Genomic DNA, 22,926 nt, shown 5'->3' with positions numbered 1-22,926 from the left:
GCCGGAACCCCTGCGCCACCGCCCCTCAAGCGTCCTCGATCGTCTCGAAACCGATCTGCGTGAATGGAATTGGTCCGGCGTCTGGAAGCCCCCCTTTGAGGGAGCGCCTCCAATACCCGACGTCGTGCCACTGGCCGAACTTGAAGCCGACCTCTCGATAGACGCCAAGCCGCTCAAACCCCATGGCTTCATGAAGGCCGACACTTTTCTCGTTTGGAAGGGCGATGCCCGCGAAGGCTGAGTGGAACCCCTGTCGTTCGAGCAAACCGAGCAGGACCAGATACAACGCGCGACCGATGCCCCTCCGATGTGAGCCGCTTTCCGCATAGACGCTCACATTGGTCGACCATCCGTAAGCTTGGCGCCCACCGTGAGGGCTGGCGTAGGCATAAGCGGCAACGCCACGGTCGCTTTCGAAAACCAGGAAGGGATGAGACCGAAGCGTGGACCGGATCCGCTCTCCCATTTCATCCACTGACGGAGGGGTCTCTTCGAATGAGATTACGGTCTCAAGGACATAGGGCGCGTAAATCGCCGCTATGGCCGGTGCGTCCGCCGCCGATGCAGTCCTGATCCGTGCCATTGCGCCGCCGTCCGGGAAGAATTCAAGCGCGAGCCTAACTCGCCCCCGCCTTCTTCGCGTAGGCCCAGCTCATCTCGGCCAGGCCCAGCACGCGGGGCGCCATGTTGGCGGCGTCCGGGTGGTTGGCGGTGCCGTCGCGCACCCGGCCGAGGATCCCCTGCAGGATGCCGACCAGACGGAAGGCGTTGTAGGCGAAGAACCAGTTGAGGTCCTTGATCCCCGACCGCCCGGTGATGGCGCAGTAGTGCTCCACCGCCTCCTCGATCGTGGGGATGCCATGGGCCTTGAGATCCGGGATGGTGGAGATGGTGCCGTTCACCCAGCCCATCAGCACATAGGTGAAATCCGCCATGGGATCGCCCAGGGTGCCGAGTTCCCAGTCCAGCACCGCCGTCACGCGCGATTCGGTAGGGTGGAAGATCATGTTGTCGAGGCGGTAGTCGCCGTGGACCACCGAGGTGCGGTCCTGCACCGGCAGGCTTTGCGGCAGCCACTTGATCAGGCGCTCGACCTCGGGGATGTGGACGGTCTCGGAGGCCTTGTACTGCTTGGTCCAGCGGTCGACCTGGCGGCCCATGTAGTTGCCGGGCTTGCCGTAGTCGCCAAGGCCCACGGCCTCGTAGTCGGTGTTGTGCAGGTCGGCGAGCGTCTTGATCTTGGCCTTGAAGATCGCGTTGCGCTCGGCGGGTTGGTACTGCGGCAGGCTCTGGTCCCAAAGGATCCGGCCTTCCACCATGTCCATGATGTAGAACCAGGTGCCGATGATGCTGTCGTCGGTGCACAGGCCGTAGGGCTTCGCCACCGGGAAGCCGGTGGGGTAGAGCGCCGAGATCACCTTGAACTCCCGGTCCACCGCATGCGCCGAGGGCAGCAGTTTGCCGGGCGGCTTGCGGCGCAGGACGTATTTCTTGCCCGGGGTGATCAGCTGATAGGTGGGATTGGACTGGCCACCCTTGAACTGGCGGACCTCCAGCGGCCCGGAGAAGCCCTCGACGTTGGCCTGCATCCAGGCGATCAGGGCGGCCTCATCGAAGCGATGGCTCTCGGCCACCTCCTTGGTGCCCGTGTTGGCCTGTTCGCGCGCCTGCTCGGCGGCGAGGGCTTCGGCGTCTGCATCGGCCATGGCGTTTCCCTGCCTCTCGTACGTTTGTTTGAAGTCTTCTACAGAAGCGCCCGGCCCCGGAGCAAGGCATGGTCGACGACGTCCTGTCCATCATCGAGATCGCCGCCCCGCGCGAACAGGTGTGGCAGGCGCTGACGCGGCCGGAGCTAGTGACGCAATGGATGGGCTGCCTGCGGTTCCAGCCGGCGGCGGGACATGTGTTTTACCTGCAGCCGGACCGGGCGTTGCGGACGGCGGACGACGTCACCGGCGCCATCGCCTGCCGGATCGAGGTGCTGGATGCGCCCCGGCGCCTGACCTTCAGCTGGGGCGTGCCTGACATTCCCGATACCTGGGTGGAACTGCGTCTGCGCCGGATTCCCGGCGGCACCCACGTGCGCCTGACGCATTCCGGCTGGGACCAGTTCGACGCCTGGGACAGCGAGGACCTGCGCGGCGGCATGGGGCGGGCCTGGCACACCGTGGCGCTGCCGGCGCTGAAGGCGGTGGCGGAGGGCGGGGGGTAGGCTGTGGCTTTCGCTCGCAACGCCGCAAGCGACGCTAACGCCACTGGCGCTCCCCCTTCAATCCCGCCCCGGCACCTATCCTGGCCCAGGGGCTGGCTGCGCCTAACCCTGCCCGCCGTCTCGCAACTGGATTTGCGCCTTCACCCAGCTCTCGATGCATCGGGCCTTCTCGACCATCACCGGATTTGCCGTGCGCGGGATGGGCTCATCGAACAGCGCCAGCGCTGCGTCCAGTTCGCCCAGCCGGTACAACGTACCATTCGCGCGCTTGATCTTCGAGTGAGACCACGCTGGCGAACCAGGGCAATGCATAGCGCTGCGCCAGCCCGGCCACTTCGGCCGGGCCTTCAGGATTATTCTTCCACCAAAGGTCCCGGCCATCAGACCCTTCGATCAGTTGGGGAAACCGGACACCATACTGAATGATCCACAGCGGGTGCTTGCACGGGATCGTCTTGATGATCCGTTCGGTCTCGCGGTCCTTGGCGAACAGGTTCACGGTCACCGACCCATCTACCCAACTCTTTTTAAGGTTGAGTTGTTCTACAATGTCGCCCGAGACACGCGTCCACATGTTTTTCTGGCGCTCAAAGCCTAGCGGAAGCAACAGGTTGTCCAGCGCCCTCGTGTAGGAAAGGCGGGTCATCGATACTTCTTCGGATCGTAGAAGATGGCGCGGGTCTTGACGCCGGTGCTCGAGTACATCTTGACGGCCTTGGCTGCGGCTTTGCGGCCTGTCACCGTATCGGGTTTGAGTTCCATCTGATAGGGACGGGGCTTGTCACCCTTCGGTCGCATTCTCAGCGGCGTGCGGACATCAGGCCTCACGACACGCCCGTCATTGAGTGGAAGATCTGCATCCGGCTCCCAGTTCAATTTGTCCTCCACGCGCCTCTTCAATTCCGCATGGGCCCGACGCCCGGCGCGTGTTGCGTAGTTGTCGCCGACCCGCAAATAGGGATCCTGCTTCGTGAACTGGAACGGAGCACGCTTTATCGCTTCGGGAGCAAGACGCGTCGCCAAAGCGCCCGCTGCCTCCAACCCGGCGACGACCGCGACAGGCGCCAGGGCCGGGACGGCCATCCAGGCGTTGTCACGACTGATCGCGCGTTTCGTCTCCTGAAACGCCGCCTGCTGCCGGCGCAGTTCAACAAGGTCGTCAGCCGGTGGGCGATACATCCGGTCGGCCAGCGGCGCTATGGGCGCCGTCCGGACCGGGGCCGAAACCGGGCGCAATCTGTCCGGGCCAGACCTACGCGCCGCAATATCGGTGGCTTGCTTCGCGTTATAGCTCCGCTGTGCAGCCACCATCTTCGCGTACGGACCCGCCAGCGTATCGGGTACGCTGCGCGCCTGCCCACCACGAGCGTATGAACCAGATTCTGCCATTCTGCCCCCAAGTTGACGATACGAATGAGGCGGCCAGCGCTGCGGGCGTCAGATTGCCCGGCGCGAAAGCCGCAAGGCCAAATCTCCCCCAGGACAGTCAGAATGTCAAGAACAAAACAAGAACATTTGACGCTGCAATGATGTCTATCGAGCCCTGAACTCCTGACGATCGGTGGTCTCTCTGCGTGGCCTGCCCAGCGCGGCGTCCGGACGCTCAGGTTCCTGGCCCCCCTGGTGTTCGGGGGTCTCGAGGCGGCGCTCGGGATGATTGACGGTTACGCCTCAAGCCTTGTGAAGGAAGCTTCCTCCATCACCCTTCGGGCGGTCCGCTGCGGTGCTCGCGAGCCCCCCGGGCTCAAGATCGCCTTCGACCCCCGAGGGATGAAGATAAAGCCCCTACCCCAGCGCGCGCCAACCGATGTCCCGGCGACAGAACCCGTCGGGGAAATCGATCGCATCCACCGCAGCGTAGGCCCGGTCGCGGGCCGCCTGCAGCGTCGGCCCCCGCGCACAGACGTTGAGCACCCGGCCTCCGGCGGCGCGCAGGACGCCTGCCTCGTCTCGGCGCGTACCGGCGTGGAAGACGGCTACACCCTCGCCCAGCTCCATCGGAATCCGGATCTCGCCACCGGCGCGCGGCGTGCCTGGATAACCCTCGGCCGCCAGCACCACGCAGACCGCCGCCTCGTCGCGCCAGACCGGCGGGGGCAGGTCGGCCAGTGTGCCCGTGGCGCAGGCCAGGAGGTAGGGTACGAGGTCGCTCTCCAGCCGCAGCATCAGCACCTGACACTCCGGGTCGCCGAACCGGACGTTGAACTCCACCAGTTTCGGGCCATCCCGGGTGGCCATCAGTTCCACGAACAACACGCCGCGATAGGGTGCGCCATCCCGCGCAATGCCGGCAAAGGCGGGTTCGGCCAGGCGCGTGCGCACCTGCTCCACCAGCTGCGGCGTGAACACCGGGGCCGGCGAATAGGTGCCCATGCCGCCGGTGTTGGGGCCCTGGTCGCCGTCGAAGGCGCGCTTGTGGTCCTGGGCCCAGCCGAACATCATGGCCGTCTTGCCGTCGGAGAGCGCGAACAGCGAGCCGATTTCGCCCTCCAGGAATTCCTCGATCACCACCCGCGCGCCGGCGGCGCCGAACCGGCCGCCGAAGGCGTCGTCGATGGCGGCCTCCGCCTCGGCCAGATCGGGCGTGACGACCACGCCCTTGCCGGCGGCCAGGCCATCGGCCTTGATCACATAGGGCGGGGTGAACCGGGCCAGTGACGCCCTGGCCTCGGCGGCCGTTTCGCAGATCGCATAGGCGCCGGTGGGCAGGCCGTGGCGGTCGCAGAAGGCCTTGGTGAAGGCCTTGGAGGATTCCAGCTGGCCCGCCTGCGCGGTCGGCCCGAAACAGGGGATCCCCGCCTCGGCCAGCGCATCGGCCAGCCCCGCCTCGACCGAGGTTTCCGGGCCGATCACCACAAGATCGGCGGCGATCTCGCGGGCCAGCTGCAGCAGGCCGCACACATCCGTGGCGGCGACGGCCCGCAGTTCGCAGTGCTCGGCCATGCCGGGATTTCCGGGCGCAGCGACGATCCGGGTCACCAGAGGCGAGGCGGCGATCTTCCAGGCGAGCGCGTGTTCGCGGCCGCCCGAGCCAACAAGCAGGATGTTCATGGGACGCGGCTTTGGCGTGGCTGCCCTGTGGGGTCAAGGCGCGCCTTGTCCGCACCCACCCCAATCAAGGCGTTGAAGCGACGCGGCGCGCGCCGTAAGTCGTGGCCTATGGGTGCCACAAGGATAACCAGCGCATGAGTGATCGGTTGGCGGCGGCGCAGGCGGCCCTGAACGGCGGCCGTCGGGACGAGGCGATCGGGCACATGATCGCGGCCGTCGGCGACGACCCCGCGCGGCCTGTGCAGGTATATCGCACGCTCACGGTGCATCTCTATCAGGCCGGACGCTACGACGAGGGCGCGGCCTTTGGGGCCAGGGGGCTGGAGCGCTTTCCGCGCGACTTTGACCTGCTGAATGTGCGCGGCGTCAATCTGCGCAAACTGAAGCGCCTGCCCGAAGCGCTGGCGGCGCTGGAGCTGGCCACGCGGGTCTCGCCCAAGAACCTGGGCGGCCTGCAGAACTACGGCAATGTCCTGCTGGACCTGAACGAAGGCGCGAAGGCGGAGGGTGTGTTCAGCCGGCTGGTCCGGATCGATCCGCGCAACGGGGAGTACCAGCGCCAGCTGGCGCGCGCCCTGCACAAGCAGAACAAGCTGGAGCCGGCGCTGGTGCGGTTCCGGCAGGCGGTGACGGTGCAGCCGGGCTTGATCGACGCCTGGCTGGATATGGTGGGCATCCTGGGCGAGGAGCACCGCACCGCAGACGCCGAAGCCCAGCTCGACAGGGCCATTGCCGCCAATCCCGGCAATGCGCGCTTGCTGGAAGGCAAGACCATGGTGCTGCGCCGCACCGGTCAGGTGGCGCGCGCCGAGGCCTTCGCCCGCGAGGTGATGGCCGCCCAGCCGGACGCGGCCTGGGTGCATCACCAGCTGGGCATCATGGTCTCGGAGCAGGACCGGGCAGCGGGCAATGTGCTGTTGCGCCGCGCCATCGCCCTGGATCCCGGCCGGATCGAATATGTCACGGCCCTGATCGAGAGCCTGGAGCGCACCCGTAGCGGCGACGAGGGCGGCCATATCGAGGAAGGCTATCAGCTCGCCAAGACCATCCTTCACCGCAGCGCCGAGTTCACCGAAAGCGTCACCAAGATCCTGTGCGAGATCATGATCCGGGTGTGCGACTTCGACGGCCTGGACCAGGTGGGGGACTTCCGGACGCTGGGGCGCGGCTGGGCGGGCAGCGGGCGTCATACGGCGCTGCTGAAGCAACTGGCGCGGGTTCGGACCGATGAGGATCGTCGGGAACTGCTCGAGCAGCACCGCATCTGGGGACGCGGGGTGGAAGTTCCCGCATCCCGGCGGCCGATCAAGCGACCTCCGCCGCGGTCACCCGGCGGCAAGGTCCGCCTGGGCTTCATGTCATCGGATCTGCGGCAACACCCGGTGGGCTACTTCGCCCTGCCCCTGTTTGACCACGTGGATCACGAGCGGTTCGAGGTGTTCGTCTATTCGTTTTATACCGGCCAGGAAGACGCAGCCCAACGCCACATCACCGAGCGGGTGACGGCGTACCGCTGGTGGCCGGACATCTCCGTGGCCGGCGCCGCCGAGAAGATCGCCGAGGATCAGCTGGATATGCTGATCGAACTGGGCGGCTCCACGCACATGAACAAGCTGGAGGTGATGGCCTACAAGCCCGCGCCGGTGCAGGCGAGCTGGCTGGGCTATCCGCACTCCGCAGGACTGGAGGCGATCGACTATCTGGTCTGCGATCCGATCACGGTGCCGCCGGAGCGTGAGCTGCTGGTCGAAAAGCCCCTGATGATGCCGAAGAGCTGGATCGCGCTGGGGTCGCGGTTCTTCTCCAATACCGTGGAGATCAAGGAGGCGCCGGAGCTTCGGAACGGGTTCATCACCTATGGCACCGCGAACAATCCGCACAAGTACACCCGGGAGGTCCTGCAGATGTGGGCGCGCGTGGTGGCCGCAACACCCGGCTCGAAGTTCGCCTTCATTCGCCCGGAAGGCAGCGGCGAGAGCTTCCGCGCCAATATCCTGCGCCAGTTCGCGGCCGAGGGCGTTTCAGCCGACCGCGTGATCTTCCATGTGATCCGGGGCGCTCACATGCCGTTCTACAACGAGGTGGACATCACGCTGGACCCGTTCCCCTTGACCGGCGGCACCACCACAGCGGAGACACTGTGGATGGGCGTGCCGTTGATCAGCCTGATCGGTCCGGCCTTCTATGAGCGCCTCAGCGCCTCGATCATGACCAACAGCGGGATCGGCGACCTGGCCGTGAACACCCTGGACGACTATCTGGCGGCCGCCGTGGCGCTGGCAGGAAACCGCGAACGCCGGCTGGAACTGCGTGGCTCGCTGCGGGACCGGATGCGCAACGGGCCGCTGGGTCAGACTGACCAGTTCGCCCGGGATTTCTACGACATGATCTACCGCACGGTGCGACCCGCCGGCTGATCTCAGGCCCGGAAGTATTCTTCGAGAATGGCCGTGGGAGCCGGCCGGAAGGCGAGACGCCCATCGGCGCCGGCAAAGGCCAGGCGGTTGGGCGGAACCCCGGCGTCCAGAACGCTGGTCCCCTGGCTGATGACCGCCCCGTCGCCGACGTCGCAGCGACCGATGATGGCCGAATTGGGATAGACCACCACGCCTTCGCCAATGACTGGAATCCGGTCCTTGTGACGGCCGATGGTGGAGTTCTGGTAGAGCACCAGCCGATTGCCGTAGGTGGCCTTGGCCAGCACGATGCCGACGCTATGGCCGATGTAGAAGATCGGCGGCATGGCGATCTCGTAGAACAGGTCGATTCCGTTGAACGCCTTGTTCATCAGAAACAGCCGCGTGGCGGCGGCCGTATCGCCGGACCGCACGTAGATGGAATTCGACAGGAAATACAGGAAGATGCAATGCTGCGACGATTGCAGCACATTGAACTGGTCGGGCCGCCAGGGCGCACAGGCGTTAATGCAGACATGCATCCGCTCCAGGGCCTCATCGAGATGAGCATCGGCGGTAGCGCGGAAGGCCGCCTCGCGTCCATCGGGGACGATGGCGGCGCACTGGGCCGTGAGATAGTCCAGCAGGCTCTCGCGAGTGTGGTCGATCAGCTTCACGTCCCAAGGCCTCTCAAGTAGGTGCGCACCACATCCCTGACCGGCCGGGCGCGCACGCCAAGACCGGCCAGGCGGTTGGCGGAGGCGTTCGGCGGCGGCGGCGGATCTGCGACGCCGGTGAAGCCCACGCGCCAGCCTTCGGCGGCGAAGGTCTCGGCGATCTGGGCGTTGGAGGTCAGGGCGCCTGCACACAGATTGTAGATACCCGATCCGCCGGCCACGGCGATGAGGCCGCTGACCACGTCATCCAGGTGGATGTAGTCGCGGCGGATATGCGGGCTGGACTCAAGAGTGAGGTCGCGGCTGCGCCCCGCCTTGATCAGCCATTCGGAGAGAAACCCCGGCGCGCCTTCGGCGACGTCATAGACGTTGGACAGGCGGGCCACCACGCCTCGGCCCCCGGAGCGGGCAAGGATCAGGTTTTCGCCCAGGGCCTTTGACAGGTCATAGACCCGGCGTGGGTCGGCAGGATCGAAGACCAGGGAGGCGGTTTCGTCCACCTCGGTCTGCGGCAGGCCGTCGTAGAGGCGCGTCGACGAGCAATAGATCAGCCGTTCGAACCGCCCGGCGCGCAGGATCTCGCTGACCAGGCTGGTATGGGCCTCCACCGCGTCGAATGGACGGCGGTCGTAGTCCGCGGTAAGCCCCGCGCAATAGTAGACCACGCCGAGATCGCGCTTCAGCAATTCAGGGTCGCCCTTGGCCGGGGTCCAGGGTCGTGCGCCCTCGGCCGCCAGCCGCCGGGCGAGCCGCGCGCCGACAAATCCCCGGGCGCCGACGACGGTGACGCTCATACGCCGCGCTCGCCAATGCGGCGCGCCGGCACACCGCCATAGATCGCATAGGCCGGCACCTCGCCCCGCACCACGGCGCCGGCGGCGATCACGGCGCCCTTGCGGATCACCGCCCCGTCCAGCACCACCACACCCGACCCCAGCCACACATCATCCTCGATCAGGATGCCGCCCCTGGAAGGCTGGAAACCCTGGTCCTTGATCATCCGGTCGCGGTCAGCAATCGCGTGGTTGGTGGGCGCCAGCGTGCAGTTGGCGGCTATGGCCACGCCAATACCGATGCGCACGCCGTTACCGGTATAGATCACCGTGCCAGAGTTTATCGCGCTGTCGGCGCCGATCACCACATCGCCCATGCCGCCTGTGGGTTTGATCTTCACGAAGCTGTCGATCATCACCCGGGGGCCAATCTCGATCAGCGTGCCGCGCACCGACTCCTCGATGTCGGCCATCGGCGAGATGCGGGCGGTGGGATCAATCCTGAGCATCGTAGTCAGCGTAGGCCGCATCGGCGGGTGACATCAATGCCGGCGACGCCGGCCAGACGACCCCAAAGGCTGGATCGTTCCAGCGGACGCCTGCACCATGGCCCGGGGTATAGGCCGGGGCGATCTGATAGAGGACATCGCTGTCCGGCTCCAGGGTGAGGAAGCCGTGGGCGACGCCTTCGGGAAGGAACAGGGCGCGCTGGTTGGTCGCCGACAGCTCGGTCCCGACCCATTGGCGATGGGTGGGACTGTCGGGCCGCAGGTCGACCGCGACATCGAAGATACGGCCGCGCACCGCGCGGACCAGTTTGGTTTCGGCGTAGGGCGCCTTCTGGAAGTGCAGCCCACGCAGGGTGCCCCGGGCCGGATTGGTCGAAAGGCTGGTCTGCACGGGTTCGAACGGAATGCCAGCGGCGGCGAACGCCTCCGGGCAGTGCAGTCGCGCGAAACCGCCCCGGTCATCGCGATTCGGCTCGGCCTCGATGATCATCACGCCGACGACATCGGTGGCCAGGAACCGCATCAGTCCAGCACCCGCGTGGTCGGCGAGGCGATCACAAAGCGGCCGCCCCAATCGGCAATGAATGCGAGCTGGCGGGTGATCTCGTCCTTGAGGTTCCACGGCAGGATGAGGACGTAATCGGGACGCGATACGCGAATCGCGTCGGGGCTACGGATCGGTACGTGACTTCCGGGCAGGTAGCGGTTCTGCTTGGCCGGGTTGGCGTCATAGGCCTCGACGATATCTGCCGCGGTGGTCCCGCAGTAGTTCAGGAAGGTGTTGCCCTTGGCCGCCGCGCCGTAGGCCGCGATGGCCTGGCCGTCGTCACGGGCCTCCCTGAGGAAGGCCTGGAAGCTGTCGCGGACCGCCTCCACCCGCGCCGAGAACCCATCGTAGGTTTCGGCCTTGTCGAGACCGGCGGTAGCTTCCCTGGCGCGCAGGGCCCGCAAGGCTGCGGTCTCGACGTGGCGAGCCGTCTGGTGACAGCAGAACAGCCGGAGCGACCCGCCATGGGTGGGCAACAGCTCCACATCGAAGGGGCGCAGGCCGTGGGCCGTCAGAACCTGCTCGACCGCCACTAGCGACAGGTAGGAATAGTGTTCGTGATAGATGGTGTCGAACTGCACCTTCTCGATCAGGTTCAGCAGATGCGGGAATTCGAAGGTGAGCACGCCCTCAGGCTTCAGCACGTGCTGGAAACCTCCTACGAACTCATTCAGGTCCGGCACATGGGCCAGAACGTTGTTGGCGGCCATCAGGTCGGCCAGGTCGCCGCGCGCCGCCAGCGCCTTGCCCGTATCAGCGTTGAAGAACTCCACATCCGTGCGCACGCCAATGGCACGGGCGGCCTCGGCGGTGTTGGCGGTGGGTTCCACGCCCAGTACCGGGATGCCTTTGGCCAGGAAGTGTTTCAGCAGATAGCCGTCGTTGCTGGCGACCTCCACGACCAGTGACTGCGGCCCCAGCCCGAACCGCTCGGTCATCGCCTCGGCGTATCGGCGCGCATGCTCCACCCAGCCCGGCGAGAACGACGAGAAATAGGCGTAGCTGTCGTCGAAGATCGCGTCCGCAGGCACTTCATGGTCAGCCTGCACCAGGAAACAGGCGTCGCAGACCTTCGTGTGCAGGGGAAACACCGGCTCATTCCCGGCCGCCAGTTGCTCGGGCGTCAGGTAGCTGTTGGCCAACGGCTGCAGGCCGAGGTCCAGGAAGGTGCGGTTGAGGGGGGCGCGGCAGAAGCGGCAGAGACTCATGATCGGCTTTCGTAGTCCGCGATCTGCGCTTCGCACAAGGCCAGCGCATCCTCGCCCGCCGCCTGACGGCGATACCAGTCCATGGTGAGGGCCACGGCTTGCGGCGCATCGAGCCGGCTCTCGAAACCGATGGCGCGCTTCGCCAGGCTGGCGTCGATCGCCAGGGCCTGGGCTTCGAGCGATACGGGATCGGGCTCGTGGCGCCAGGGCTGCCCGCCTAGCGCCGCGACACCCAGGGTCGCCAGTTCGCCCACTGTGACCTCAGGGCCGCCGGGCCGGGGCCCGAAGTTCAGCGATCGAGGTGTCGCCGCGTCCGTCGCCAGCGCCTCGATGTGTCGGAAGTAGCCGGCCAGACAATCCAGGACATGCTGCCAGGGCCGCGTGGCTTCCGGGTGGCGCAGCGTCACCGCCTCGCCCGCCTGGACCGCGCGCACAATGTCGGCCACAAGCCGGTCGCGGGAAAAATCTCCGCCACCGATCACATTGCCGCCCCGCGCCGTGCCGACCGGCACACTCGGGAAGAAGCTCTTCGCGTAGCTCTGGACCACGATCTCGGCGGCCGCCTTGGAGGCGGAATAGGGATCCTTGCCGCCCAGATTGTCGCCCTCGGCAAAGGCACGGCCGGTCTCGGCGTTGGCGTAGACCTTGTCCGAGGTGATCACCAGTACCGCCTGAAGCGAGGTCTGGCGGCGTAAGGTCTGCAGCAGATGGGCTGTGCCCATGACGTTGGTGTCGAAGGTGGCGATGGGGTCTTCGATGGAGGTGCGCACGATCGGTTGGGCGGCCATATGCAACACCAGATCGAACGCGGCGCCCTCCAGCGCGGCCGCCACCTCGTCCGGTCGGCGCAGGTCGCACAGCCGCGAGTTCGTCCGCGCGCCGACGCGGGCCAGTTCGTAGAGGCTCGGGCGCTGGTCGGGCGCCAGCGCCAGGCCCGTAACCTCTGCGCCCATACGGGTCAGCCAGATCGCCGCCCAGCCGCCCTTGAAGCCGGTATGACCGGTCAGCAGGACGCGCTTGCCGGCCCAGAAGCCCGGGTTCACCGCCGCCACGGCGCCTCGCCGGACGCCCAGAGCGCCTCGAGCTGATTCTTGTCGCGCAGCGTATCCATGGCCGCCCAGAAGCCGTCATGCCGGAAAGACATCAGCTGGCCGTCGGCGGCGAGGCCTTCCAGCGGCTCCCGTTCCCAGCTCGTCGCGTCTTCCGCAATCCGGTCGATGACCGACGGGTTCAGCACGAAGAACCCGCCATTGATCAGGCCGTTGTCTCCCGGTGGCTTCTCGATGAACCGCTGCACCCGGGTGTCCTCGATCTCCAGCGCGCCATAGCGGCCGGGCGGCGTGACGGCGGTGAGTGTGGCGTCCTTGCCGTGGGCCCGGTGGAACGCGGCCAGCTTGCCGATGTCGAGGTCGGCCACGCCGTCACCGTAGGTGAAGAAGAACGGCTCGTCCGGATCCAGATAGGACGCCACGCGCTTCAGCCGCCCGCCGGTCATGGTGTCCGCGCCGGTCTCCACCAGGGTCACCCGCCAGGGCTCGTGATGCGTGGCGTGGTACTCGATGGATCCCTTCGCCAGGTCGACGGTCAGGTCGGCGTTGTGCAGCACATAGTTGGCGAAGTACTCCTTGATCACGTAACCCCGGTACCCGAGGCAGACCACGAAATCGTTGAAGCCGTAGTGGGAATACAGCTTCATGATGTGCCAGAGGATCGGTCGGCCGCCGACTTCGATCATTGGCTTGGGCCGCAGGTGGCTCTCTTCCGAGATGCGCGTGCCGAGGCCGCCCGCCAGGATAACTGTCTTCATCGCCGAACCTTCGCGCGCGCCGCGTCTTTGCGCCTCGTCATAGCGGGTTCGGGCGCGATCCAGAAGCCGGAAGGCTTGCGCGGCGGGCGCTGGCGAGAGATGTGAGGCTATGGCCGTCTCGCCCCGCGTCAATTTCCTGATCATCGGCGTCCAGAAGGGCGGCACCACGGCGCTGTTCGACTATCTCGGCGACCATGCCGATGTGGCGCTGAGCCGGGAGAAGGAACTCCACTTCTTCGACGACGAGACGCAGGACTGGGCGGCGCCGGACTATGGCGCCTACCACGCCCGCTTCGATGATCCCGCCGGACGCCCCCTGGGCGAGGCCACGCCGATCTACAGCTACTGGCCAGGCGCGCTGGAGCGCATCGCAACCTACAATCCGGCCATGAAACTGATCCTTGTGCTGCGCGACCCGGTGGAACGGGCCTGGTCGCACTGGCGAATGGAGTACGCACGCGGCGTCGAGCGTGAGCGCTTTTCCCGGTGCATCCGTCAGGGTCGGCAGCGGCTTTTCGATGCCGAGCCCTGGGGTTTTCACCGGGAGTTTTCCTATGTGGAACGCGGGTTCTATGGGGAACAGGTAGAACGGATCCTGACCTTGTTTCCACGTGAGCAGTTGCTGATCCTGACATCGGCGGGGCTCGAGTCTGACCCGGCGGTTGCGCTCGCGTCAGTGCGAGCCTTTCTGGGTCTACCGCCCGGACAGGCGCCGACGCCGCGGCGTGTGCATGTGGGTCAGGAGATGGACTATCCCTCCGAGCTGACGCCTGAGGATGTGGCATTTCTCAGGGAGATCTACACCGCCGATGCGGAGCGACTGGCCGCGCTTACGGGTATCCGGTTTCCCTGAGGCCGCAATTTGGTCTCGAAGCCCCGACAGGGTTTGATCATGACAAGGCTGCATATTCTGGCTCTCGGCGCCCTTGCTGGCCTTGCAGCTTTCGCTGCGCAAGGGGCTGTCCCGGCCGGCCCTCGTCTGGCCTTCCCGGTAGCTTGCGTGCTGGGGCGGACCTGCGAGATCCAGCACTATGTGGACCGCGATCTCGGTCCAGGGGTGCGCGACTACCGCTGTACCACACAGACCTATCAGGGCCACAACGGGATCGACATCCGCCTCCTCGACATGGCGGCGCAGCGGCGAGGCGTGGATGTGCTGGCCTCGGCGGCCGGCACGGTGGCGCGGGTGCGCGACGGGGTCGCGGACATCTCGGTGCGCGCGCCGGGCGCGTCCCCGGTGGCGAATCAGGAGTGCGGAAACGGGGTGGCCATCAGTCACGGCGGCGGCTGGGAGACTCAGTACTGCCATATGGCGCGGGGCAGCATCCGGGTGAGACCCGGTGACGTGGTCGCCGCTGGCGCACCGATCGGGCGGGTGGGCCTGTCGGGCAACACCGAGTATCCGCACCTGCACATGACGGTGCGCCTCAATGGCGCGGTGGTGGATCCCTTTGCACCCGAGAGCGGCGCCGGCTGCACCGCACAGGGCGACATGTGGACCCCGGAAGCGCGGACGGCCATGACCTACAGGCTGGGCGTGGTGCTGAACGCGGGGTTTGCAGCGGGCCCGGTGACGCCTGATCAGGTGGAGGCCGGCGGGATCGCCCCACCCGGACGGAGTTCACCCTACATCGTCGTCTACGCGCGCGGCATCGGCTTGCAGGCCGGAGACGAGATCGAACTGGAGCTCAAGGGTCCCGACGGCGTCAGCCTGGCGCGCAACCGGGCGCAGCCGCTGGACCGCTGGAAAGCACAGTGGGTGACCTATGTGGGCAAGAAGGCGCCCGTCACGGGCTGGACGGGCGGAACCTATGTGGCCGACTACCGCGTCTGGCGACAGGGCAAGGTGGCCATCAGCCGCCGGTTCGAGGTCCGGCTTTAGCGGTCACCACCCGATGGATCATGTCGTAGAAATCACGGGCAAATGTCTCGGTGTCGCCCAGGGGCGAGGCCTGGAGGTCGGAGCGCAGGGTCTGGCGTAGGGCCACCCGACGCGGGCGGTCTTGGGCCAGGCTGACAGCGGTCGCATGGAAGGCTTCAGGCGTATCGACGCACAGGTCGGCCAGGCCGCCGTTGATGAGAATAGACCGGCTGAGGCGCTGGAAGAAAGCTTCTCCGGCGAGGCTGACCACGGGCACGCCCATCAGCAGGGATTCGACGGTGGTCGCACCCCCGGTCAACGGGAAGGTATCCAGGGAGATATCGACGTCACCATAGGCCGCCAGATGATGGCCACGGGTTGGCTGCCATTCAAGGCGATCAGCCGACACGCCCTGGGCCGCGAAAGCCGCCGTGATGTTCTGGCGCAAGGCCTGGGAGCCGGCCTCAGGTCGAATGACAGCAAAGCGGGACTCCGGCACAGCGGCGACGACGCGAGCCCATGCGGTGAGCGTATCGCGGGTGTACTTGTAGGGGTTGTTGGCGCTTCCGAAGGTGAGATAGCCCCGACGCTCTTCGGGCGTCTGCACGGGGACCGGGGGGGCGCTGGCGAATGAGGCTGAACCCAGCGCGATCCAGCTTTTGGGAAACAGGAGTGGCGCTTCCAGCAGCAGATCCGGCGCCAAAGGCGCGTTGAACGGATCGCAGAGGTAGTGATCCACAGCCGACAGTCCTGTGGAGTGGGGATAGCCCATGTAGCTGGCCTGAATCGGCGCCGGGCGCCAGGCCAGCACCTCGGGCAGGTTCATGTCCGTGGGGCCGCCCAGTTCGATCAGCATGTCGAGTTGATCACTGGCGATCCGCTGGGCCGCGTCGCGCGCCGAGATCTCGGGCCAGGTGCGGAAGCCCGTCACCGACCGACTGATGCGGGCCTGAACGCCGTCCGCTTGGCCACGGAAGAACGAGTAGACGAAGACCTCGAAGCGTTCGTGGTCGATATGATCAAAGAGGGGCAGGGCAAGGCGGCCTACGGGGTGGTCCCGCAGGTCGGAAGAGAGGAACCCCAGGCGCACCTTGCCGCCCGCGTGGGGAGGCGCAAGCGTGATGGGCGCCCGCGCCGCGCGGTTTTCGACGGCGCTGGCCCAGAGCCTGTGTTGAGCCACGAGTTCCCCGGCGCGGTCCAGGGTGTCGGCCTGAGCCAGATGGAACATCAGCGCGGCATTCAGCCCCGCGCCGGCCCAGCCGCGTCCGAGGGCTTCAAAGGTCCCGAGGCGGGCCATGTCTTCATGGGCGCAGGTGCGGGCGAACACATCCCTGAGCAGGGCGATCTGGGCGGGCTTGGGGTTGGGGCGAGCGGCAAGGCTCCGGGCCAGGGACAAGGCCTCGTCCAGCTTTCCACCGTCATCGCGCATCACATCGCTGCAAAGCGCCTTGAGCAAGGCGAACGCGTAGTCGGCCTGAGCGGGTGCGAGTGTGAGGGCGCGGCGCAGGTGAGCCGTTGCGCGATCGGGGTCGGCCGTGGCCAAAAGGTCGCCGAGGTGGAAGTGAGCCCAGGGGGTGTCGGGCTGGCGCTGGAGTTGACCCGTCAGGAACGCCTCTGCCTCAGCACGGCGACCGGAAACACGGAGGAGGTGGGCCATCGCTTCCATGAGGCTCGGCTGATCGGGATTCGCGGCAAGGGCGCGCGAAAGGGCCTCATGCGCCATGTCTGACCGCCCGGCTTCGTGCAGCGTGCTGGCAAGCAGGCGCCAGGCTTCGGCGTAGTCGGGACGAAGCGCGGTGGCTTCGCCCAGGCGCTGGATGGCCTCGGCCGTCCGCCCCAGACCAAGCAGCGCCCGGGCGGCCATGGTTCGCGGCATGGCGCCCTGCGGGTCGAGTTCGAGGGCGCGCGTGAAGGCGTCCAGCGCGGCTGTATGGTTGCCCTGGTCCAGCGACACGTTGCCTCGATTGATCGCGGCGCCGGCGAACTGCGGATCGATTCGCAGCGCCTGATCGAAGGCGGTGAGGGCCTCATCCGGGCGGCCGAGGACGCGCAGGAAGACGCCCCGGATATTCCAGAGATCACGGTCGTCGGGGTGTAGGCGCGCGGTGTGCGCCGTTAGGCGCTCGCCTTCAATGAAACGCTGCGCCTGATAGAGCTGGCGCGCAACGGCCAGGCATTGGGCCGCGGGTGGCTGGGGAGCGGCAAGGAGGGTCTGGACCTGGGCTGCCAGGAGATCGGCGGAGGTCTGAGGAACTTGGTCGGGCACGGGCTCGGTCCGGGACTTGAGGCGGGCGTGTTCGACAACGGTTGTGGGTCTGGCCGCGATCACGCGCAAGGACATCGGCGGGGCCGGGAGCGAGTCGTGATCCCAAAAGAAAAGGGCCGCCCCGAAGGGCGGCCCGATCCGTAGTCATCGTTGCCCGTGGGCTTAGATGATGTTGCCGAACTCGATGTCCGACAGGGTGCGGCCGACGAGAACGATACCGTCGTTCACCGTGCTGCCCGCGTTGTCCTGGAAGACCACCACGCCGTCCGAAAGCTGGACAACGTAGTACTCGAAGGTGGCGCCGTTGGTGGCGAAGAAGGTGTTCGCCGAGGCCAGAGCCGTCGTGTAGTCCGAAGACGTACCCGCTTCGATGTAGTTCTGGGCCGAACCGGCAACCGACAGGTCGAGGCGATCGGCGAGAGCGCCGGTCGTGCCACCCGTCCAGTCGAGAACCCGGTCGATGGCGCCGGCGGTCGTGCCGGAGTCACCCGCGGCGAAGACGAACACGTCGTTGCCATTGCCACCGCTGAGGATGTCGAAGCCAGCGCCACCGGTGATGTTGTCATCCCCGTCGCCGCCCTGGATCGTATCGTTGCCAGCGTTGCCGGTCAGCACGTCGTTGCCGCCACCGCCGTCGACGTTGTCCGCGCCCGCGCCGGCATCGACGGTGTCGTTGCCTTCGCCAGCCGTGATCACGTCGTTGTCAGCGCCGCCGTCGACCGTGTCATTGCCCGCGCCGAGGGAGATGATGTCATTCCCCGCAGCGGCCGTGACCGTGTCGTTGCCGTCACCACCAGTGATGTTTTCGTTACCACCCGCGCCGGCGACCGAGTCGTTGCCTGCGCCGGCATCGATGATGTCGTTGCCGCCACCGGTGTTGTCGATGGTGTCGTTGCCGTCACCGCCGGTGACGTTATCGATACCCGCGCCAGCCGTGATGCTGTCGTTGCCCGCGCCGCCGCTGATGACGTCGTTGCCGCCGCCACCGTTGAGGGTGTCGTTGCCGTCTTCACCCAGCAGCTGAGCCGCCGAGGTCGTCGTCAGCACGTCGTTGCCGAGGTTGCCGTTGAGCAGGTCGAAGCCGGTCGAGGTCGAGGTGATCGTGTCGTCACCCTGGCCGCCGAGCAGGTTGTCCTTGCCGACGTTGGCCGAGCTGATCGTGTCGTCGCCAGCACCACCCTGGATGTTGTTGGTGGCCACGCCAGTCGTGCCGCCACCGGCGGCCGCGATGGTGTCGTTGCCGTCGCCGCCCAGGATGTTGCCCGAAGCCGCACCGGTGGAGATGCTGTCGTTGCCGGTGCCGCCGTCAACCGAGATCAGCGACGCCTCAGTCGCCGTCGAGGTCAGCGTGTCGCTGCCGCCTTCGCCGAAGATGCTGTCGTTGCCGGTGCCGCCAGCGACGGTGTCGTCGCCGAGGTTGCCGTTCAGGAAGTCAGCGCCGGCCGTACCCGTCACCGAGTCGTTGCCCTGACCGCCGAGGATCGTGGCTGCCGTGCCGCTCGTGGAGGACAGAACGTCCGCGCCGAGGTTGCCCTGGACGAAGTTCGTGCCCGAACCGCCGTCGATGGTGTCGTCGCCCTGACCGCCATAGGTGGTGTCGTTGCCCGAACCGCCGTTGATCGAGTCGTTGCCGGTGTTGCCCTGGGCGAAGTCGTTGCCCGTGCCGGGGGCCAGCGTGTCGTCACCGCCGCCGCCGTAGTAGGCGTCAGACGAACCCGTGTCGCCACCGAACAGCGCCGGCGTGATGCTGGTGCCTGCCGTGTCGAGGTCGATCGCCAGCGTGCTGCCGTCGGTGAAGAGCACCTTGGTCGCCGTGGCCGAAGACACCGCCGGCGCAAACGTCGCCGACTTGCCGGTCAGGCCCGAGGTGATCGTGATAGTCGCCGTCGAGGTTGCGGTCGCGGCATTGTAACGCACAGTGGTGCGGGCCGCCGTTTCACCGGTCTGACCGAAGATCAGGGTGTCGGCAACGGTAAAGGCTGCCGCCTGCGCGTCGGTGATGGTCTCAAAATTGTAAATCGCCATTTATCTCTCCAGTCAGTGTCACACGGACCCCTAGAACGCTTGACCCCCACTCGAAGTGGAGCAGTCCCAGCGGTCCTATACACCGATAACCATAGCATGGCTGCGGCGTAGATCGGACGAGCCCACGGGGAGACGTATCGGAAGCCCGCCAATTAGGCAACATGAAAAAGGCCCGGGAGTCTTCCCACGCCGAGGTGTGGCGCCGGCGCCGCTACTCCTCGCGGAACGCGTCTTCCCAGGTGCTGGTAATCGGTGAAATCAGATAGCCCATGACCGAGCGGTTTCCACCGACGACGGTGACGGTTGCGGGCATTCCGGGCGTCATCTGGACGCCTTTCTTCAGTTTCTTCAGTTCGGCAGGATCGATTCGCACATCGATCCGGTAGAACGCGGCGCCATTCTGCTCATTGGTCATACGGTCGGCAGAGACGACAGAAACGGTACCATCGAGCGCGTCGTTGAACCGCTGGTTCAGGCCGGTGAGGCGCACCTTCGTGGTCATGCCGACACGGACCTCGTCCACATCCTCAGGGCGGATCATCGCCGTGACGGTCAGGGGCGCGCCAAGCGGTACGACATCCATCACATTCTCGCCGGCGCCGACCAGGCCGCCGATGGTGAACTGGGTCAGGTTGAAGATGTGACCGTCGACGGGCGCGCGCACCACGGTGGCCGCCAGCGACTGGCGCGCTGCCGTCAGGCGCGGGATCACATCGGCCAGCCGGGTCTGACTGTCGCGAAGCCCCTCGGCCGACTGATTCTGCCGCTCGTTGCGCAACTGGGTGAGTTGCAGGCGGGTTTCGCCCATCTGCTGGCGGATCCGGGCGATATCGGCCTGGAGCTGGCCCTTGCGACCGGACAGTTCGGCCATGCTGCGCTCATAGCGCAGCACCAGGGTCTTGGGCGCGAACCCCTGCTCGTTCAGCTTGCGATAGCCGTCCAGTTCTTCCTGGGTGAGCCGTTGCTGCTCGATGATCGAATCAAGTTGAGCCTGTTGGCCGGAAACCTGGGTTAGCTGCTGTTCGACACGCTGGCCCAGCACAGCCGTCTGGCTCTCATAGACCTGGCGACGGGTGGTGAAGAGGAACTCCTGGTCGCGAATCAGCTGGGCGACGGCCGGCTGGCCGATACGCGCCATGATCTCGGCCGGGAAGTTGATGGCCGCCGCGCCCGTCGCCTCGGCATTGAACCGGGCGTTCTGGGTGATCATGGTGTCGTACTGGTTCTGCAGCACATCGACGGTGGCGCGCGCCTCTACGTCGTTGAACAACAGCAGCGGCTGGCCAGCTTTCACCTGCTGGCCTTCGGCGACCAGGATCTGCTTGACGATGCCGATCTCGCGCTGACGGAGCGTCTTGCGCATGGTGTCGGCGCGCACCTCGCCCACCGCGGTGATACCTGTGGCCAGCTTGTCCAGAGAGGCCCAGAGCCCCAGGCCGAAAACGAACACCGCGATGACGATGCCACCGAGAATCATCGGCTTGCGCAGCCGCGTCTGCAGCTCCTTTGCCATCGGGCCGCGATCCTCGGCGCCGAAGGTCGGAACCACATAGCCCTGGTTATCGGGATCGGGCCGGGTCTGTCCGAAGTCGAGTTTCATCAGCCGGCCTCCACCGCACGCACCTCGGTAGGCGCGGGTTTGACCAGCCGGGCCATGACCTGATCGCGCGGGCCGAACAGTTCGACGCGGCCGTCTCGCAGAACCAGCATCTTGTCGGCGGCGCGGAACACGCCGGGCTTGTGAGAAATGATCACCACCGTGGCGCCATTGGCCTTCATCGCGTCGATCGCGCGCATCAGGGCGTCCTCGCCCTCGGCGTCGAGGTTGGCATTGGGCTCATCCAGCACGACGAAGGCGGGTTTCGCGAGCATGGCCCGCGCCAGGCCCACGCGCTGCCGTTGGCCGGCGGACAGCACCGTGCCGCCCTCCCCCACCTCGGTGTCATAGCCCTTGGGCATCCGCAGGATCAGGTCATGAACCCCAGCCAGTTGTGCGGCCTGAATAACTTCCTCGTCCGTCACATCGGGGCGGAAGCGGGCGATGTTGTTGCGGACGGTGCCGGCGAAAAGCTCGGTGTCCTGCGGCAGGTAGCCGACGTGACGTCCGAAGTCAGCGCGGTCCCAGGTGAAGACGTCGGCGCCATCCAGTCGAACGACACCCTGCAGAGGTTTCCAGATCCCCACCAGCAAACGGGCGAGCGTCGACTTGCCGGCGCCGGACGGGCCGATGACGCCCAGGATCTCGCTGGGCTCCAGCGCGAAGTTGATATTGCCGAGGACCAGACGCTGCATTCCGGGCGGCGCGAAGTTGACCCCTTCCACCGAGAGCTTGCCCAGCGGCCGCGGCAGTGTAGTGGCTGAGGACGGTGCCTCGGCCTTGGCCAGCAGATTCTGCAAGCGCCCATAGGCGGCGACCATGTTGTTCAGCGGATCCCACGAGCCCACGATCTTCTCGATCGGCTGCAGGGCGCGGCTGGCCAGGATCATGTTGGCGAACAGCAGCCCCATATGGATCGTGCCCTTCATGATGAGATAGGCGCCGATGGCCACGATCAGCACCTGGAAGGCCATGCGGACGGCCTTGATGATGTCGTTGTACATGTTCGAGGCTTCAGCCGCCGCCGCCCCGCGCTCGATGGTGACCGCGCGGTACTTCGACCAGGCCTGGCCGAGCGTGGGCAGCATGCCCATGGCGCGTACGACCTCGCCGTTCCGGAGCGCCGCATCGGTGAAGCTGTAGCTTTTCAGCGCCGCTTCGTTGGCGTCACGAAGCGCCGACTGGGTGGCGCGGGCCTGGGCGATGGCCAATCCCAGCAGGATAAGGGCGCCTGCGAGGGTCACCCAACCGACCAGGGGGTCGATGATAAACAGGGCGAAAAGGAACACCGGAATCCAGGGCACATCGAAGATCGCCGCCGCCGCGATGCCGGTGAGGGTCTGGCGGAACTGATCCAGATCGCGCAGTGCCTGAGCCCGGGCGCCGGGCTCGCCACGTACGGCCGCGTCGAACAGGCTGGCGAAGATGCGGCCCGAGACCCTCTCGTCGAGGGCGACGCCATAGTTGATCAGAATGCGCGCCCGGAAATCGTCGATCACGCTGGAAACCGCAAACACCAGCAGGGTGATGAAGGTCAGGCTCCAGAGCGTGGCCTGACTTTGGCTGGTCATCACCCGGCCATAGACCTGATAGGTGTACAGCGGCAGCGCGAGATACAGCAGGTTCGAGACCAGGCTGAAGCCAAACGCCACAAGCGCCGGCCGATAGCCCTCACGAAGGGCGCGACCCAGCACATTGTCCGGAATGTCGGAGAGAAACGTCAGAAACTTCATCTCGTCCAGTCCATATCTCCAGCGCCCGGCGCGCTGATTCGCCGGAGTGCTGACACGTCTGCCGGCCAGGGGGTGCACCCTGATCAGGCGGTTGTCTCGAGCGTATCCGCCAGCAGTTGGCGGACGGCCCTGGAGGCCTGATACACCATACTTCGGGAAAAAGGGTGAACGCGGCCAAAAAACAACCGCGTCCGTGACACTATCTTGCAAATTGTCAGCGCATAGGTTTGTCAGGAAGCGTCTTGTCAGGACCGCTGCGCCGAT

The 22,926-nt window shown here is 66.3% G+C and carries 20 protein-coding genes; 4 read left to right on the top strand and 16 right to left on the bottom strand.

Features of this window, described 5'->3' with window-relative positions; translation table 11 throughout:
• Positions 1-25 precede the first annotated feature (25 nt).
• The gene (locus ACIQ42_RS00480) at positions 26-583 is read right to left on the bottom strand and encodes an arsinothricin resistance N-acetyltransferase ArsN1 family B (protein ID WP_397420266.1); all 558 of its coding nucleotides are present in this window, start codon (positions 581-583) and stop codon (positions 26-28) included.
• A gap of 34 nt (positions 584-617) precedes the next feature.
• Positions 618-1,706, bottom strand: coding sequence for a phosphotransferase family protein (locus tag ACIQ42_RS00475; protein WP_397420265.1), 1,089 nt, complete (start codon positions 1,704-1,706; stop codon positions 618-620).
• Positions 1,707-1,774: 68 nt separating this feature from the next.
• Here ACIQ42_RS00475 and ACIQ42_RS00470 point away from each other — a divergent pair, with 68 nt between their 5' ends.
• A complete protein-coding gene (locus tag ACIQ42_RS00470) occupies positions 1,775-2,212 on the top strand; it encodes an SRPBCC domain-containing protein (RefSeq protein ID WP_397420264.1) in 438 nt (145 codons plus the stop codon).
• 205 nt (positions 2,213-2,417) lie between these two features.
• On the opposite strand, the gene ACIQ42_RS00465 is transcribed toward ACIQ42_RS00470, so the two are convergent.
• The 3 genes from ACIQ42_RS00465 to purD form a co-directional block, all read right to left on the bottom strand.
• Positions 2,418-2,858: a DUF4304 domain-containing protein gene (locus ACIQ42_RS00465; RefSeq protein WP_397420263.1), complete on the bottom strand. Its 441-nt coding sequence runs from the start codon at positions 2,856-2,858 to the stop codon at positions 2,418-2,420.
• Positions 2,855-3,448 carry a hypothetical protein gene (locus tag ACIQ42_RS00460; protein WP_397420262.1) on the bottom strand — a complete coding sequence of 198 codons (594 nt, stop codon included), beginning with the start codon at positions 3,446-3,448 and terminating at the stop codon, positions 2,855-2,857. Before ACIQ42_RS00460 ends, ACIQ42_RS00465 begins: the two co-directional genes overlap by 4 nt.
• Before the next feature lie 549 nt (positions 3,449-3,997).
• Positions 3,998-5,263, bottom strand: coding sequence for a phosphoribosylamine--glycine ligase (gene purD, locus ACIQ42_RS00455; protein ID WP_397420261.1), 1,266 nt, complete (start codon positions 5,261-5,263; stop codon positions 3,998-4,000).
• Between the two features lie 134 nt (positions 5,264-5,397).
• Between purD and ACIQ42_RS00450 the strand changes: the two genes are divergently transcribed.
• Entirely contained in the window at positions 5,398-7,680 is a 2,283-nt protein-coding gene (locus tag ACIQ42_RS00450) for a tetratricopeptide repeat protein (protein ID WP_397420260.1), read from the top strand.
• Positions 7,681-7,682: 2 nt separating this feature from the next.
• Here ACIQ42_RS00450 and ACIQ42_RS00445 read toward each other — a convergent pair whose 3' ends face one another.
• The 7 genes from ACIQ42_RS00445 to rfbF are packed head-to-tail and all read right to left on the bottom strand — an operon-like array spanning position 7,683 to position 13,180.
• Positions 7,683-8,336, bottom strand: coding sequence for a hypothetical protein (locus tag ACIQ42_RS00445; RefSeq protein WP_397420259.1), 654 nt, complete (start codon positions 8,334-8,336; stop codon positions 7,683-7,685).
• A complete protein-coding gene (locus ACIQ42_RS00440) occupies positions 8,333-9,130 on the bottom strand; it encodes an NAD-dependent epimerase/dehydratase family protein (RefSeq protein WP_397420258.1) in 798 nt (265 codons plus the stop codon). The genes ACIQ42_RS00445 and ACIQ42_RS00440 overlap by 4 nt, the downstream gene beginning before the upstream one ends.
• Positions 9,127-9,618, bottom strand: a complete 492-nt coding sequence (locus tag ACIQ42_RS00435) for an acyltransferase (RefSeq protein ID WP_397420257.1) — start codon at positions 9,616-9,618, stop codon at positions 9,127-9,129. The genes ACIQ42_RS00440 and ACIQ42_RS00435 overlap by 4 nt, the downstream gene beginning before the upstream one ends.
• Positions 9,605-10,141 (bottom strand): dTDP-4-dehydrorhamnose 3,5-epimerase, encoded by a 537-nt coding sequence (gene rfbC / locus ACIQ42_RS00430; RefSeq protein WP_397420256.1) that lies wholly within the window; start codon positions 10,139-10,141, stop codon positions 9,605-9,607. Before rfbC ends, ACIQ42_RS00435 begins: the two co-directional genes overlap by 14 nt.
• Positions 10,141-11,373, bottom strand: a complete 1,233-nt coding sequence (locus ACIQ42_RS00425; protein WP_397420255.1) for a methyltransferase domain-containing protein — start codon at positions 11,371-11,373, stop codon at positions 10,141-10,143. Before ACIQ42_RS00425 ends, rfbC begins: the two co-directional genes overlap by 1 nt.
• Positions 11,370-12,425: a CDP-glucose 4,6-dehydratase gene (rfbG, locus tag ACIQ42_RS00420; RefSeq protein ID WP_397420254.1), complete on the bottom strand. Its 1,056-nt coding sequence runs from the start codon at positions 12,423-12,425 to the stop codon at positions 11,370-11,372. The genes ACIQ42_RS00425 and rfbG overlap by 4 nt, the downstream gene beginning before the upstream one ends.
• Positions 12,413-13,180, bottom strand: a complete 768-nt coding sequence (gene rfbF / locus ACIQ42_RS00415; RefSeq protein WP_397420253.1) for a glucose-1-phosphate cytidylyltransferase — start codon at positions 13,178-13,180, stop codon at positions 12,413-12,415. The genes rfbG and rfbF overlap by 13 nt, the downstream gene beginning before the upstream one ends.
• 109 nt (positions 13,181-13,289) lie before the next feature.
• Here rfbF and ACIQ42_RS00410 point away from each other — a divergent pair, with 109 nt between their 5' ends.
• Both ACIQ42_RS00410 and ACIQ42_RS00405 read left to right on the top strand, forming a co-directional pair.
• Positions 13,290-14,033 carry a sulfotransferase domain-containing protein gene (locus ACIQ42_RS00410; protein WP_397420252.1) on the top strand — a complete coding sequence of 248 codons (744 nt, stop codon included), beginning with the start codon at positions 13,290-13,292 and terminating at the stop codon, positions 14,031-14,033.
• A gap of 39 nt (positions 14,034-14,072) precedes the next feature.
• Positions 14,073-15,062: a M23 family metallopeptidase gene (locus ACIQ42_RS00405; RefSeq protein WP_397420251.1), complete on the top strand. Its 990-nt coding sequence runs from the start codon at positions 14,073-14,075 to the stop codon at positions 15,060-15,062.
• Here ACIQ42_RS00405 and ACIQ42_RS00400 read toward each other — a convergent pair.
• The 4 genes from ACIQ42_RS00400 to ACIQ42_RS00385 all read right to left on the bottom strand — a co-directional run bounded on the left by ACIQ42_RS00400 (position 15,034) and on the right by ACIQ42_RS00385 (position 22,662).
• The gene (locus ACIQ42_RS00400; RefSeq protein ID WP_397420250.1) at positions 15,034-17,307 is read right to left on the bottom strand and encodes a tetratricopeptide repeat protein; all 2,274 of its coding nucleotides are present in this window, start codon (positions 17,305-17,307) and stop codon (positions 15,034-15,036) included. The two genes, ACIQ42_RS00405 and ACIQ42_RS00400, sit on opposite strands and share 29 nt — an antisense overlap.
• Positions 17,308-17,469: 162 nt before the next feature.
• Positions 17,470-19,332 carry a calcium-binding protein gene (locus ACIQ42_RS00395; RefSeq protein WP_397420249.1) on the bottom strand — a complete coding sequence of 621 codons (1,863 nt, stop codon included), beginning with the start codon at positions 19,330-19,332 and terminating at the stop codon, positions 17,470-17,472.
• A 211-nt stretch (positions 19,333-19,543) separates the two neighbouring features.
• Positions 19,544-20,932 (bottom strand): HlyD family type I secretion periplasmic adaptor subunit, encoded by a 1,389-nt coding sequence (locus ACIQ42_RS00390; protein WP_397420248.1) that lies wholly within the window; start codon positions 20,930-20,932, stop codon positions 19,544-19,546.
• Complete coding sequence (locus ACIQ42_RS00385; RefSeq protein ID WP_397420247.1) at positions 20,932-22,662, bottom strand: type I secretion system permease/ATPase; 1,731 nt, start codon at positions 22,660-22,662, stop codon at positions 20,932-20,934. The genes ACIQ42_RS00390 and ACIQ42_RS00385 overlap by 1 nt, the downstream gene beginning before the upstream one ends.
• Between the last annotated feature and the right edge of the window lie 264 nt (positions 22,663-22,926).

The sequence above is a fragment of the Phenylobacterium sp. genome (assembly GCF_044372605.1).
Lineage (GTDB): Bacteria > Pseudomonadota > Alphaproteobacteria > Caulobacterales > Caulobacteraceae > Phenylobacterium.
The sequence above is the reverse complement of the archived record's forward strand: the minus strand, read 5'-3'. Positions and strand labels throughout refer to the sequence as shown.

Excerpts from the sequence above, each read along its gene's own strand:
- ACIQ42_RS00480 (WP_397420266.1), bottom strand. The coding sequence starts at position 583 with ATGGCACGGATCAGGACTGCATCGGCGGCGGACGCACCGGCCATAGCG.
- ACIQ42_RS00475 (WP_397420265.1), bottom strand. The coding sequence starts at position 1,706 with ATGGCCGATGCAGACGCCGAAGCCCTCGCCGCCGAGCAGGCGCGCGAA.
- ACIQ42_RS00470 (WP_397420264.1), top strand. The coding sequence starts at position 1,775 with ATGGTCGACGACGTCCTGTCCATCATCGAGATCGCCGCCCCGCGCGAA.
- ACIQ42_RS00465 (WP_397420263.1), bottom strand. The coding sequence starts at position 2,858 with ATGACCCGCCTTTCCTACACGAGGGCGCTGGACAACCTGTTGCTTCCG.
- purD (WP_397420261.1), bottom strand. The coding sequence starts at position 5,263 with ATGAACATCCTGCTTGTTGGCTCGGGCGGCCGCGAACACGCGCTCGCC.
- ACIQ42_RS00450 (WP_397420260.1), top strand. The coding sequence starts at position 5,398 with ATGAGTGATCGGTTGGCGGCGGCGCAGGCGGCCCTGAACGGCGGCCGT.
- ACIQ42_RS00440 (WP_397420258.1), bottom strand. The coding sequence starts at position 9,130 with ATGAGCGTCACCGTCGTCGGCGCCCGGGGATTTGTCGGCGCGCGGCTC.
- ACIQ42_RS00435 (WP_397420257.1), bottom strand. The coding sequence starts at position 9,618 with ATGCTCAGGATTGATCCCACCGCCCGCATCTCGCCGATGGCCGACATC.
- rfbC (WP_397420256.1), bottom strand. The coding sequence starts at position 10,141 with ATGCGGTTCCTGGCCACCGATGTCGTCGGCGTGATGATCATCGAGGCC.
- ACIQ42_RS00425 (WP_397420255.1), bottom strand. The coding sequence starts at position 11,373 with ATGAGTCTCTGCCGCTTCTGCCGCGCCCCCCTCAACCGCACCTTCCTG.
- rfbF (WP_397420253.1), bottom strand. The coding sequence starts at position 13,180 with ATGAAGACAGTTATCCTGGCGGGCGGCCTCGGCACGCGCATCTCGGAA.
- ACIQ42_RS00410 (WP_397420252.1), top strand. The coding sequence starts at position 13,290 with ATGGCCGTCTCGCCCCGCGTCAATTTCCTGATCATCGGCGTCCAGAAG.
- ACIQ42_RS00405 (WP_397420251.1), top strand. The coding sequence starts at position 14,073 with ATGACAAGGCTGCATATTCTGGCTCTCGGCGCCCTTGCTGGCCTTGCA.
- ACIQ42_RS00395 (WP_397420249.1), bottom strand. The coding sequence starts at position 19,332 with ATGGCGATTTACAATTTTGAGACCATCACCGACGCGCAGGCGGCAGCC.
- ACIQ42_RS00390 (WP_397420248.1), bottom strand. The coding sequence starts at position 20,932 with ATGAAACTCGACTTCGGACAGACCCGGCCCGATCCCGATAACCAGGGC.
- ACIQ42_RS00385 (WP_397420247.1), bottom strand. The coding sequence starts at position 22,662 with ATGAAGTTTCTGACGTTTCTCTCCGACATTCCGGACAATGTGCTGGGT.